Below are 11,790 nucleotides of genomic sequence, written 5' to 3'. Positions count from 1 at the left end.
TTCAGTCTGAATAGAGAATTGTACCTAGCATAATCACGCGGAAGGCAACATACCATGGGCATGACTCTTCTCACTCTTCCCCAATTAGCTGCCACCCTGCCCAGACATGCCCGCCTTCTGGGCATAGATCCCGGGCGCAAACAGGTGGGGCTGGCGCTGTCCGATGTATCCCGCATGGTGGCCTCCCCCTTCCAGACCGTAAAGCGCGGCAAGCTGGGGCAGATGGCTACCTTTATCCGTGCTGTTGCGCAGGAGCATGGGGTGGCGGGGCTGGTTGTGGGGGTGCCTCTCTCGCTCGACGGGTCGTTTGGTCCGGCGGCGCAGGCCAGCCGGGACTGGGCCATGGACCTGTCGGCCCAGACCGGCCTGCCTACCTGCCTGTGGGACGAGCGCCTGTCCTCCTCCGCGGTTAACCGGATGCTCATACAGGAGGCCGATCTGTCCCGCGCCAAGCGGGCGGAAGCGGTGGATAAACTGGCCGCCGCCTATATTTTGCAGGCAGCGCTGGACAGCATGCCCAGCGCCATCACGCCTTTCTGATTCCAGATTAGGGGCTTACATTTGCCACAAATGGTCCGCAAACCTAGGCATACAAGAGACGTTACAAGATATTTGAGAAGGAATACCCAATGACCAAGCAGTCGTTTGCTACCGCTTTAATGACCATGGTGGGTGCCGCCGTATTTGCTGTAAGCCTGCCCGCAGCCCCTGTGCATGCGGAAGAAGGCACTCTGACAAAAGCATGGAACTCCACCCGTCAGGGAACGGAAAAGGCGTGGGATAAAACTAAGTCCGGCACGACCGAGGCATGGGACAAGACAAAAGAAGGCACAACCGAAGCCTGGGACAAAACCAAGGCTGGCACCGACAAGGCTTGGGACAAGACCAAAGCCGGTACGGACAAGGTATGGGATAAAACCAAATCTGGCACGGAAAAGGCTTGGGACAAGACCAAGTCCGGGACCGAAAAAGCTTGGGACAAAACCAAAACCGGCACCACCGATGCAGCGCATGACGTAGGCAAGTGGGGCGAACGCACGGGCCAGAAAATCGGCAACACCAGCACCGCCGTCGGGCACGATATTCGTAACGGCTTTACGGATGATGACAAAAAATAAGGCCGGATAACTCTGGCCTGTAAAAAACCCCGCCCTCCGGAATGGAAAGGGCGGGGTTTTTTTATGGACTCTGCACGGCAGGCCGGAACTGTCCGCCCCGTATCAGGCGAAGGTGTCCAGCACGCTGGTGTCGTTCTGTGCGGAATCGGAGGCCGAACCGGAAGAACCACCCGTTGTGGTTTTGGAAAGGATGTCCCCGCTGGCATCCTTGACGATGGTTGTAATGGACCCATCGGCATTAAATGTCTGGCTTGTGGTGGTGGAAGAGGAAGAAGAGGAGGAGCTGCTGTTGCTGCTCCCCGAAGCGGAAGAGCCAGAAGCCGTGCTGGAGGAGGAAGACGTGCCAAACAGGCTGCTCACAGCACTGCTGCCGCTCAGATTTGAAATGGAAGAAGACATAAGGGATGCCTCGCTTATCAGCTGGTTTTAAAAACTCGGGGTATTGTCGATCCGGGGAGAAAGGGATGTCAATCTTTATCCGCCATGCCTGCCCTGCGGAGCATTAAGGGCGGAGTGCGGTCCGTGCGTTATCGGTCCGCGTTACGGACCCGCCAGAAGGTACGGTGCGCGGAGCGGAGCGTGCCCAGCCCTGTTTTTACGGCCTGCCAGTAGGCTGCAAACGCGGTCATGCGCGTGACCCCCATCGGTTTAAATTCTTTTTTAACCTAATGGAGAATCATGGCCTGACTATGACCCCGGCTGACCCGTGCAGGCAACCGCCCGTGACCGGACATACAGAAAAGGCGACTCCCCCGCCCCCGTGGGGGAAGGAGAGCCGCCTTTTGCCGCAGGTTCAGCCCCGTAAGGGGAGCTGATCAGGCTTTGGCTTCTTCGATCAGGATCTGTTCAATAATGTCCAGCCCTTCATCAAGCAGCGCGTCAGATGCGGTCAGGGGGGTCAGAATGCGGATGGTTGCACCCTGCACGCCGCAAGCCAGCAGAATCAGCCCTTTTTCGCATGCCTTGGCGCAGAGCTTGGAGGCAAAGCCTGCCCGCTGTTCCACACCTGCGTGGCGTTCAAGAACGTCAAAGGCGATCATGGCGCCCAGACCGCGCGGCATGCTGATGGGCAGCATGTCCGTGCGCTTGTGCCATGCGGTAATGCGTGCCTTCAGGCGTTCGCCCATGGCATTGGCGCGGTCGAGCAGTTTTTCCTCGTCAATCACGTCCAGCACGGCAAGGGCTGCGGCGCAGGCCAGCGGTGCACCGGCATAGGTGCCGCCCAGCCCGCCGGGGGGCACGCTGTCCATCAGGTCCGCGCGGCCAATCACGCCAGAGAGCGGCATGCCGCCTGCAAGGGATTTGGCAACGGAGATCAGGTCCGGTTCCACGCCGGAGTGTTCAATGCCAAACAGCTTGCCGGTACGGCCAAAGCCGCTCTGCACTTCATCGGCAATCAGTTTAATGCCGTGCTGGTCGCACAGGGCGCGCAGGTGCTTGAGCAGTGCTGTGGGGGCTACACGGAACCCGCCTTCGCCCTGCACGGGTTCAATAATAATGGCGGCCACATTGCTCGGGGCAATATCGGCAGCAAACAGGAAGTGCAGCATTTTCAGGCTGTCTTCCACCGTAATGTCATGGTCGGGGAAGGGGACATGGTACACTTCGCCCGGCAGCGTGCCAAAAGGTGCCTTGTAGGGCAGTACCTTGCCGGTCATGGCCGAAGCCAGCAGCGTGCGGCCATGGAACCCGCCACAAAAGGCGATCACGCCATTACGGCCGGTAGCGGCACGGGCGATCTTGACCGCGTTTTCGGTTGCTTCCCCACCCGTGGTGAAGAAAATGGTCTTGGCCGGGCCGGAGAAGGGCGCGCGCGCGTTCAGCTTTTCGGCCAGTTCAATGTAGGATTCGTAAGCCGAAACCTGAAACGCCGTGTGTGTAAAGCGTTCGAGCTGCTTTGCCACCGCAGCCATCACCTTGGGGTGGCGGTGGCCCACGTTCAGCACGGCAATACCGCCTGCAAAGTCAACGTAGCGGCGGCCTTCCACATCCCACAGCTCCGCGTTTTCGGCCCGGTCGGCAAAAACGGGGGTGGAGGTGGAAACCCCGCGCGGCACGGCGTTGTTACGGCGGGCCAGCAGGTCTTTGTTGGTGGTGCTCATGTCAGGTTTGGCTCCGGTTGGCGGTCATATGGTCCGGCCCGTGTTTGGGGCGGGACAAACATGTTCGTTCCGTAAGTGGTTTTATTGCACGCGGGGAGGCGCTTTTTTGGTGCGTGGGTGGTGATGAAAAATCAACACCCGATCCTTCGGCGCCAGACCCGTTCTTCTGGCAGTTTATGCCGGAGGGGGCAGGGGGGTGTCCGCCTCCTGCGCAACCTGTTCCATCAGCCATGTGCGGAAGGTGCGCAGGGAGGGTTTTTCCCACATCTGTTCGGAGGCGCGCAGCACGTAGGCCCCCAGCGGTGTGGCCTTGAGTGGGGTTTGTGTGGGCTGCACGCGCACCAGCCGCCCGCTAAGCAGGTCATCACCAAGCAAAAACGGGTTGCCAAGGGCTATACCCTCCCCCGCGCGGGCGGCGGCCAACGTAATATGGGCCTGCCATAACCTGCCTGCGGTGGGAATGGTGGCGGCCTGAACCCCTTGTGCTGCAAACCAACGCCGCCATTCCGTATCGTCCTCCTCATGCAGCAGGGGGGCGTCCAGCAGGTCTTCGGTTGTGTGGGGCTGGCCGCCAAGGGCCTGAATGCACTGGGGAGATGCGACGGGAAAAACCGGCGGGCGGGCAATGGCCATATGCCGGATGGTGCGTGGTTCTGGCGTTGTGCTGCCATCGCGCACATAGCCGATCTGGGCATGGTTGGTGGATTCCACACCGCTGATGTGGAAGGCCGCACTGGCATCCACCGAGCGGAGCTGCACCTCCATGTGCGGGTGCAGTTTGCGAAAGGCGTAAAGCCGGGGCAGCAGCCAGTGGTAGGCAAACCCGTGCACGCAGGTCACGGTCAGGGGGGCGACGCGGTTGCGCATATCTGCCGTGGCCGTGGCCAAACCGTCCAGCAGGGGGGCTATGCGGTCGTAATAGGTCTGGCCTGCCTGGGTTAGCCCGCCAGTGGTCTTGTCGCGCAGGGTGATGCCCAGAGAGAGTTCAAGGTCGCGGATATGGCGGCTGATGGCGGCGTGGTCCACGCGCAGCTCCGTGGCCGCCCGCCGGATGCCACCCGTGCGGGCGAAGGCGACAAAGGCGTTCAGGGCGGACAGGGGGGGAATACGGTAGCGTGGGTCCATGGGTCTGGTGTGCTGGGTCATGTCCGGGGTGGCTGGCCCGCCATTGGAGGGTAAATGGCCCAAAAAGCAAGCGCCTGCCCCATGTTTGCCTCTGGCCATGTTGGGGCGGTATGGCGCGTGGGTGGGGTTTTTGCGTTGCAAATCGGTTAAAATATAGGCTATTGCGCAGTTCATTATAGCCAACGGTCCCGCGCAAGCGGAATAAAAGGGAATGCCGTATTCTCCCCCTGTGGGAGATCAGTCGGCGACTGCCCCCGCAACTGTAGGCGGAGAGTATCTGGCCCGAGCGGTGTTGTGCATCGCTGCCACTGGTTGCCCCGCAACCGGGAAGGTTGGGCCCGATGCGTTGATCCGCAAGTCAGGAGACCTGCCGTTGCCGCTCATGCCTTGATCGCCGGACGGGGGTGCCGGAGATGGATGCTCGACCATGCTACTTTATCCCTGACGGCCCTTTTTCCCATACGCGCATTTCATTCAACAGCACGCCCCGCTCCGGGGTGGGGAAAACAGGCTTGATTCCATGATTTTTTTACAAAAAACAGCCCGTATGCTCTGGCGTCTGGCGCTTTTGTGCCAGTCCGTAGGTGTTGCTGGTGTGCTTTTGCCCGCAGCCGCATTTGCGCAGAATGCGGAGACGCAGCTGGAGCAGGACCGCCGGCGTCTGGGCAATTCCGGCCCTCTGGTATCCGAGGTTGACCCTGCTACGGTGCGTGACAGCATGCGCGCGGCAGAAGCGGCTGCCTCCAGGAATGATGAAGACCACCCCGACCTGAGCGACCACCTGCTGGGCAATATGTGGGGCGCACGTGACTGGATGGCCCGCCACGGCATTACGCTCGACATTCAGGAAGTGGATGAACTGTGGGGCAATACCTCAGGCGGCACCGCATCGGCAGCCGATGGGGCAAATGGCTCGGGCACCGGCCCGGCCTATGACGGCATGACCATGCCAACCCTGACCGTGGACCTGGAAAAACTCATCGGCCTCAAGGGCGGTATTTTCAATATCAGCGCACTCCAGCTGCGCGGGCGCTCGATCTCGCAGGATCATCTGGGCGTGTTCAACCCCGCATCCGGGTTTGAGGCAGACCGCTCCACCCGCCTGTTCGAGCTGTGGTACCAGCAGTCCTTCCTTGGCGGCAAGCTCGACGTCAAGATCGGGCAGCAGGATCTGGATACCGAATTCCTGATCAGTGATTACGGCAGCCTTTACCTCAACTCCAACTTCGGCTGGCCCATGGCGCCATCGGTCAACCTGTATGGGGGTGGACCGTCCTGGCCGCTGGCATCCCCCGCCATCCGTATCCGCTACCGGCCCACGGACCAGTTTACCGTCATGTTTGCCGCAGCGGATGATAACCCGCCGGGCAACCGCTACAACTCCACCGCCATCCAGCAGGCCACAGGCTCGGATGCAGGGCAGACCAACGACCCGACCAGCCAGAATGCCAACAACAATGCCTCGGGCACCCAGTTCAACATGGGCACGGGGGCGCTGCTCATGACCGAGCTGCAATATGCCATCAACCCCCAGCCCGATGACATGTCCAAGGTCACCAAGGACCCCGGCCTGCCCGGTATTTACAAGCTGGGTGGTTTTTACGACACCGCCAAGTTTGCAGACTACCGCTACAACAAGAACGGGGGCTCGCTGGGAACAGCGGTGCTGAACGGCAGCACCAACCAGCGTGACCTGACCCCGCGCTGGGACCGTGGCAACTGGATGGTTTACGGCATTATCGACCAGATGATCTGGCGTCCCTCGCTCCAGTCTCCCCAGTCTGTGGGTGTGTTTGCCCGTGCCACGGGCAATGGTGGTGACCGCAACCTGATCAGCTTTGCCGTGGATGCGGGGATCAACCTCAAGGCCCCCTTCAAGGGGCGTGACAACGATACGGTGGGCGTGGGCTGGGGCATTGGCCGTGCCTCTTACGGGCAGCGCCAGTTTGACCGGGACTCCGGCACACACCGGCAGGGGAATGAAAACCATCTGGAAGTCACCTATCAGGCGCAGGTCATGCCCTGGTGGGTCATGCAGCCGGACTTCCAGTATGTCTGGAACCCTTCGGGCGGGATCCCCCTCTCGTGGGGGGATTCACCCAAACGGATCGGGAACGAGGCCATCTTCGGCCTCCACTCCAGTATTACTTTCTAATGACCCAGCAGGCAGGGGGAATGACGCAGGAGGATGGCGGACCGTCGGTTAAAACTCTTGCCGTGTGATGCCATAATTCTATGATGCACCCACGACAACCATGAGAGTACGCAGTTTTTTCTGACCGACCCGCACACGTTTTGCGTTGTGCCACCTTGCCAAGAAAGAAAAGGATAACACCATGAACACATCCGTTCATACAAATGCCCCCGCACTGGTGGCCGATGCGGGTATTCCCCTGCGTGAGATTCTGCCCTGGGGCGTGTTCGGCCTGATCATGGCAGCACTGCTGATTTACTTTGTGGGTGCGGAACAGGGTGCCACTTCCCTTATTTCTGGCCATTCCGTGCATGAATTCGTGCATGACGGCCGCCACCTTCTTGGCTTCCCCTGCCATTAAATAACTAGGCGTCAGGAAAGAACTCATCTCATGGTTGGTCGTCTTCTCGCCCGCGGCATGGTCGCGGGTATTGTGGCTGCGTTGTTGACCTTTGTGTTTGCCAAACTGTTTGGCGAGCCACAGGTGGCTCTGGCCATTGCCTTTGAATCCGCACAGGACGCCGCAGCAGGTATCGCGCCTGAGCCCGAACTGGTCAGCCGCTCGGTGCAGGCATCCTATGGCCTGCTGACCGCAGTGCTCATGTATGGTGCGGCCTATGGTGGCGCGTTCGCCATTGTGTTTGCTCTGGCTTACAAACGCCTGAACCTGTCCAGCCCGCGCGTACTGGCGCTGCTGCTTGCGGGTGTTGGCTTTTTAACCTTTGTCCTTATCCCCGACCTTAAATATCCGCCCAACCCACCCGCTGTGGGGCTGGAGGAAACTATTGGCCTGCGTACAGCCATGTATTTTGCCATGGTGGGGATTGCCATTGCCATTTCCATGATCTCGCTGCTGGTCGGTCGGGCGCTGGTGGCATCTCTGGGGCGCTGGAACGCGGCCTTGTGCGGCATTGCCCTGGGGCTGGCCCTTGTGGTTCTGGCGCAGTTCGGTCTGCCAGACATTAACGAGGTCCCGGGTAATTTCCCCGCCATTGTGCTCTGGCGCTTCCGCGAGGCAGCCATTGGCATGCAGCTTGTCATGTGGTCCTCTCTGGGGCTGGTTTTTGGCGCACTGGCCGAAAAACTGTTGCAGTCCCCGCGTGCGCAGGCGCGCTAACGCTAGAACAGCCTTTATGCCGGTATAAAAAAAGGGCCACGCAACTGCGTGGCCCTTTTTGTTGGAGCGTATGGCTTTGCCTGAACAAGGCCACACGTCCTTCGGATTAGAAAGTAATACTGGAGTGGAGGCCGAAGATGGCCTCGTTCCCGATCCGTTTGGGTGAATCTCCCCATGAGAGAGGGATCCCGCCCGAAGGGTTCCAGACATACTGGAAGTCCGGCTGCATGACCCACCAGGGCATGACCTGCGCCTGATAGGTGACTTCCAGATGGTTTTCGTTCCCCTGCCGGTGTGTGCCGGAGTCCCGGTCAAACTGGCGCTGCCCGTAAGAGGCACGGCCAATGCCCCAGCCCACGCCCACCGTATCGTTGTCACGCCCCTTGAAGGGGGCCTTGAGGTTGATCCCCGCATCCACGGCAAAGCTGATCAGGTTGCGGTCACCACCATTGCCCGTGGCACGGGCAAACACACCCACAGACTGGGGAGACTGGAGCGAGGGACGCCAGATCATCTGGTCGATAATGCCGTAAACCATCCAGTTGCCACGGTCCCAGCGCGGGGTCAGGTCACGCTGGTTGGTGCTGCCGTTCAGCACCGCTGTTCCCAGCGAGCCCCCGTTCTTGTTGTAGCGGTAGTCTGCAAACTTGGCGGTGTCGTAAAAACCACCCAGCTTGTAAATACCGGGCAGGCCGGGGTCCTTGGTGACCTTGGACATGTCATCGGGCTGGGGGTTGATGGCATATTGCAGCTCGGTCATGAGCAGCGCCCCCGTGCCCATGTTGAACTGGGTGCCCGAGGCATTGTTGTTGGCATTCTGGCTGGTCGGGTCGTTGGTCTGCCCTGCATCCGAGCCTGTGGCCTGCTGGATGGCGGTGGAGTTGTAGCGGTTGCCCGGCGGGTTATCATCCGCTGCGGCAAACATGACGGTAAACTGGTCCGTGGGCCGGTAGCGGATACGGATGGCGGGGGATGCCAGCGGCCAGGACGGCCCACCCCCATACAGGTTGACCGATGGCGCCATGGGCCAGCCAAAGTTGGAGTTGAGGTAAAGGCTGCCGTAATCACTGATCAGGAATTCGGTATCCAGATCCTGCTGCCCGATCTTGACGTCGACGCGGAAATCTCACGGAAGGGTTGTACATCGGGTTAGATTATGAAAAAGTCTGTTTTGCACAAAAGAAATTTCCATAATCATCAAGAAAACCCGATGCAGACAGAGTGTAGCGCAGGCGCGTATGAATTTCCAGCCTCCTATGGACGGCGTGTTGTAGCCCGTTTTGACGGGGGTCGCATGAGTTCGGATGGCGGTGTCATCCTGGTAAAGCAGGTCGATGATAGTCTGGGGTTCAGTCGCCGTTTTGCTGCATGTTTTCGCGATGAGCGGCATCCTGCCTTTGTGGAATACCGGGTTGAAGACCTTGTCCGTCAGCGGATCATGGGCCTGGCACTGGGCTATGAAGACCTTAATGACCATGACGCTTTACGTCATGATCCTGTCATGGGTCTGGCCTCGGGCCGTCTGTCAGGAGGCCGGGCAAACTGCGCAGCATTGGCTGGCAAATCTACACTGAACCGCTTGGAGCGCAGTGGGCACAAGGCAGATCGTTACTGTCGGATCATTGCTGATCATGAGGCCATGGCTACCCTGTTCGTCACGCTCTTCCTTGACCAGCATGAGCACGCACCCGCCCGGATCGTTCTGGATGTGGATGCCACCGATGACCGTATCCATGGCCATCAGGAAGGCCGCGCCTTTCATGGATATTACGGCCATAACTGCTATCTTCCCCTGTATGTCTTCTGCGGGGACCATCTCCTCAGCGCTACCCTGCGCACGGCAGACAGGGACCCGGGGAAGGAAGCACTGGCAGACATCCGCCGGATCGTGGAGCAGATCAGGAGCCGTTGGCCCCGGGTGCGTATCCTGGTGCGTGGGGACAGCGGTTTCGCCCGGGACAGTCTGATGACATGGTGCGAAGACAACCACGTTGACTTCCTGTTCGGGCTTGCAGGCAACACCCGCCTGTATGACCGGATTGCCTCTTTGTCCGCTGAGGTTCGTGACGAAGCCGCCACGACAGGCAGAGCTGCGCGCGGTTTCGCCTCCTTTGACTGGATCACAAAGGACAGCTGGACGCGCCGCAGGCGGGTCGTGGCCAAGGCCGAATGGCGCCACGGCAACCGCTATCATCGCTTTATTGTCACCACGCTACCGCAGGGAATGTCCGACCCCCGCCATCTCTACGAACAGATTTACTGCGCACGCGGGGATATGGAAAACCGCATCAAGGAATGCCAGATGGATCTGTTCTCAGACAGGACCTCGTCCCACACCATCCGGGCCAACCAGCTCCGGCTGTGGTTCTCGGCCGCTGCCTATGTCCTGCTGACCGCTCTGCAAAGACTGGCCCTTGGCCAGACCAGCCTGGAGGCGGCGACCTGTGGCACCATACGCGCACGACTGCTCAAAATCGCGACACGTGTAACGCTCAGCGTCCGTCGGATTGTCCTGTCCATGCCGGACATGTTCCCCTGTCAGCATGAATTCGCCCTCGCTCATGCACGATTGCGAAGGCTCCGGCAGGCCATCTGAAGAAACAGACAGTGCACAGACCACATAGCTTCCACCAACACTGCCTTCTCAGGCCGTGACACCCTCACTGCGTTCAGAACCCGCCGCCAGAAGCAGAATATCGTCAATATTCCAGATCGGGCTCCTGTGGGATGACTGAATTCTACAAAATGACCCGAAATTGCCTCAAGTGTGAGAAATCCGCGTCGAGCTTGCCGCCAAGGAAGGACTGCTGGTACCACAGCTCGAACAGGCGGGTGGAGCGGTCTGCCTCAAACCCGGATGCGGGGTTGAACACGCCCAGATGATCCTGCGAGATCGAGCGCCCGCGCAGCTGGAGTGCGCTAATATTGAAAATACCGCCCTTGAGGCCGATGAGTTTTTCCAGGTCCACGGTCAGGGTTGGCATGGTCATGCCGTCATAGGCCGGGCCGGTGCCCGAGCCATTTGCCCCATCGGCTGCCGATGCGGTGCCGCCTGAGGTATTGCCCCACAGTTCATCCACTTCCTGAATGTCGAGCGTAATGCCGTGGCGGGCCATCCAGTCACGTGCGCCCCACATATTGCCCAGCAGGTGGTCGCTCAGGTCGGGGTGGTCTTCATCATTCTTGGAGGCAGCCGCCTCTGCCGCGCGCATGCTGTCACGCACCGTGGCAGGGTCAACCTCGGACACCAGAGGGCCGGAATTGCCCAGACGCCGGCGGTCCTGCTCCAGCTGCGTCTCCGCATTCTGCGCAAATGCGGCCGTGCTGGAGAGTAGGGATAAAGCAAGTGATACAAAAACAGTTTTTGAAAATGCTCTGCTTTTGTGCCCGCTACCCGGTGGGGTGCGGCGCGGCGCCAGACAGGAGGTTGACATTGGGTTGCATCCTATATGCGAATAATTATCAAAAACACTAATATGGGAATGGGGGATAAGTTAAATATGTTTTAATTGCAACCCTGCAATACAAAAAAGGGCAGGGATTTGGCACAATCCCTGCCCTTTTCACCAGAAATCAGAAAAGATTATTTCTGGGGGTAGTTAAACGTAAAGGTTTCGGTAAACGGTGCCCAAAAGCCGGGTGTGCCGGTTTCCTTGTCTGTGTGGTGCAGGAAGCCGTTGGTTTCGGGCGAGCTGTAGCGGAACACAACCGTATAGGTGCCCGGGCCATCCATTTTGACATTGTTGGCGTAGTGCGCACCATCTTTTGCAGTCATGGCGTGCAAAATGCCTTCATTTTTCCAGTTGGACCCTTTTTTGGTCAGCGTGTAGTCCACGCCAATGTAGGGGATCCATGCACCATCGGCAAAACCCCAGGGGTTATCAGCAGTTGCATGCACGTCGGTTTCCAGATGGATGGTGTCTGCACCCATGGCCATGTCTTTGGGCATGGGGGCCATTTCCACACCAATCAGGTAGTTGGCGGCAATTTCCATATCATGGGCCTGCACGGGGCCACCAACGGGGTATTCACGCGCCATGGCCGGTGCGGCATAGGCGGCGGAAATGGCGGTCAGAACGGAAAAAGCTTTGATACAACGCTTCATTTCAGGTCTCTATGATCAGAAGTGCCTCA

Annotated in this window: 10 protein-coding genes, 2 pseudogenes and 1 riboswitch; of the genes and pseudogenes, 6 read left to right on the top strand and 6 right to left on the bottom strand. The window is 59.4% G+C overall.

The features are described from left to right. Positions 1-60: 60 nt before the first annotated feature. Entirely contained in the window at positions 61-540 is a 480-nt protein-coding gene (gene ruvX, locus LKE65_RS02810) for a Holliday junction resolvase RuvX (protein WP_086647107.1), read from the top strand. Between the two features lie 89 nt (positions 541-629). After that, positions 630-1,118 (top strand): endoglucanase, encoded by a 489-nt coding sequence (locus LKE65_RS02805; RefSeq protein WP_278740368.1) that lies wholly within the window; start codon positions 630-632, stop codon positions 1,116-1,118. Between the two features lie 102 nt (positions 1,119-1,220). Here LKE65_RS02805 and LKE65_RS02800 read toward each other — a convergent pair whose 3' ends face one another. The 3 genes from LKE65_RS02800 to LKE65_RS02790 all read right to left on the bottom strand — a co-directional run bounded on the left by LKE65_RS02800 (position 1,221) and on the right by LKE65_RS02790 (position 4,345). Beyond that, positions 1,221-1,517: a hypothetical protein gene (locus tag LKE65_RS02800; protein ID WP_165926275.1), complete on the bottom strand. Its 297-nt coding sequence runs from the start codon at positions 1,515-1,517 to the stop codon at positions 1,221-1,223. Between the two features lie 416 nt (positions 1,518-1,933). Further along, a complete protein-coding gene (gabT, locus tag LKE65_RS02795) occupies positions 1,934-3,220 on the bottom strand; it encodes a 4-aminobutyrate--2-oxoglutarate transaminase (protein WP_095350460.1) in 1,287 nt (428 codons plus the stop codon). A 174-nt stretch (positions 3,221-3,394) separates the two neighbouring features. Next, positions 3,395-4,345, bottom strand: coding sequence for a LysR substrate-binding domain-containing protein (locus tag LKE65_RS02790; RefSeq protein ID WP_086647106.1), 951 nt, complete (start codon positions 4,343-4,345; stop codon positions 3,395-3,397). 166 nt (positions 4,346-4,511) lie between these two features. Next, a riboswitch (cobalamin riboswitch) is annotated at positions 4,512-4,734 on the top strand. Between the two features lie 158 nt (positions 4,735-4,892). On the opposite strand from LKE65_RS02790, the gene LKE65_RS02785 reads away from it, so the two are divergent. From LKE65_RS02785 to LKE65_RS02775, 3 genes are all read left to right on the top strand, one after another. Next, positions 4,893-6,500, top strand: a complete 1,608-nt coding sequence (locus LKE65_RS02785; protein ID WP_278741741.1) for a carbohydrate porin — start codon at positions 4,893-4,895, stop codon at positions 6,498-6,500. A 181-nt stretch (positions 6,501-6,681) separates the two neighbouring features. Then, on the top strand, positions 6,682-6,900 hold the full coding sequence (locus tag LKE65_RS02780) for a CbtB domain-containing protein (protein WP_095350652.1): 219 nt from the start codon (positions 6,682-6,684) through the stop codon (positions 6,898-6,900). Between the two features lie 30 nt (positions 6,901-6,930). Then, positions 6,931-7,656 carry a CbtA family protein gene (locus LKE65_RS02775; RefSeq protein ID WP_086647334.1) on the top strand — a complete coding sequence of 242 codons (726 nt, stop codon included), beginning with the start codon at positions 6,931-6,933 and terminating at the stop codon, positions 7,654-7,656. Between the two features lie 106 nt (positions 7,657-7,762). Here LKE65_RS02775 and LKE65_RS02770 read toward each other — a convergent pair. Further along, a pseudogene (locus LKE65_RS02770) lies at positions 7,763-8,782 on the bottom strand (carbohydrate porin); the annotation flags it as partial. Positions 8,783-8,866: 84 nt separating this feature from the next. Here LKE65_RS02770 and LKE65_RS02765 point away from each other — a divergent pair. Continuing rightward, complete coding sequence (locus LKE65_RS02765; RefSeq protein ID WP_278740367.1) at positions 8,867-10,252, top strand: IS1380 family transposase; 1,386 nt, start codon at positions 8,867-8,869, stop codon at positions 10,250-10,252. Positions 10,253-10,436: 184 nt separating this feature from the next. Here the strand turns inward: LKE65_RS02765 and LKE65_RS02760 are convergent. Together LKE65_RS02760 and LKE65_RS02755 are read right to left on the bottom strand one after the other, a co-directional pair. Beyond that, positions 10,437-11,090, bottom strand: a pseudogene (locus tag LKE65_RS02760) (carbohydrate porin); the annotation flags it as partial. A 149-nt stretch (positions 11,091-11,239) separates the two neighbouring features. Further along, entirely contained in the window at positions 11,240-11,761 is a 522-nt protein-coding gene (locus LKE65_RS02755) for an iron transporter (protein WP_086646170.1), read from the bottom strand. Positions 11,762-11,790: the final 29 nt, after the last annotated feature.

It is taken from the genome of Acetobacter fabarum, from assembly GCF_022483405.1.
GTDB classification, from domain to species: domain Bacteria; phylum Pseudomonadota; class Alphaproteobacteria; order Acetobacterales; family Acetobacteraceae; genus Acetobacter; species Acetobacter fabarum.
Note: the sequence above shows the minus strand (reverse complement) of the source record. Positions and strands in the feature narration are given on the sequence as shown.

What these genes read in the sequence shown, in the direction of transcription:
- ruvX (WP_086647107.1), top strand. Translation starts at nt 61, where the DNA reads ATGACTCTTCTCACTCTTCCCCAATTAGCTGCCACCCTGCCCAGACAT.
- LKE65_RS02805 (WP_278740368.1), top strand. Translation starts at nt 630, where the DNA reads ATGACCAAGCAGTCGTTTGCTACCGCTTTAATGACCATGGTGGGTGCC.
- LKE65_RS02800 (WP_165926275.1), bottom strand. Translation starts at nt 1,517, where the DNA reads ATGTCTTCTTCCATTTCAAATCTGAGCGGCAGCAGTGCTGTGAGCAGC.
- gabT (WP_095350460.1), bottom strand. Translation starts at nt 3,220, where the DNA reads ATGAGCACCACCAACAAAGACCTGCTGGCCCGCCGTAACAACGCCGTG.
- LKE65_RS02790 (WP_086647106.1), bottom strand. Translation starts at nt 4,345, where the DNA reads ATGGACCCACGCTACCGTATTCCCCCCCTGTCCGCCCTGAACGCCTTT.
- LKE65_RS02785 (WP_278741741.1), top strand. Translation starts at nt 4,893, where the DNA reads ATGCTCTGGCGTCTGGCGCTTTTGTGCCAGTCCGTAGGTGTTGCTGGT.
- LKE65_RS02780 (WP_095350652.1), top strand. Translation starts at nt 6,682, where the DNA reads ATGAACACATCCGTTCATACAAATGCCCCCGCACTGGTGGCCGATGCG.
- LKE65_RS02775 (WP_086647334.1), top strand. Translation starts at nt 6,931, where the DNA reads ATGGTTGGTCGTCTTCTCGCCCGCGGCATGGTCGCGGGTATTGTGGCT.
- LKE65_RS02765 (WP_278740367.1), top strand. Translation starts at nt 8,867, where the DNA reads ATGCAGACAGAGTGTAGCGCAGGCGCGTATGAATTTCCAGCCTCCTAT.
- LKE65_RS02755 (WP_086646170.1), bottom strand. Translation starts at nt 11,761, where the DNA reads ATGAAGCGTTGTATCAAAGCTTTTTCCGTTCTGACCGCCATTTCCGCC.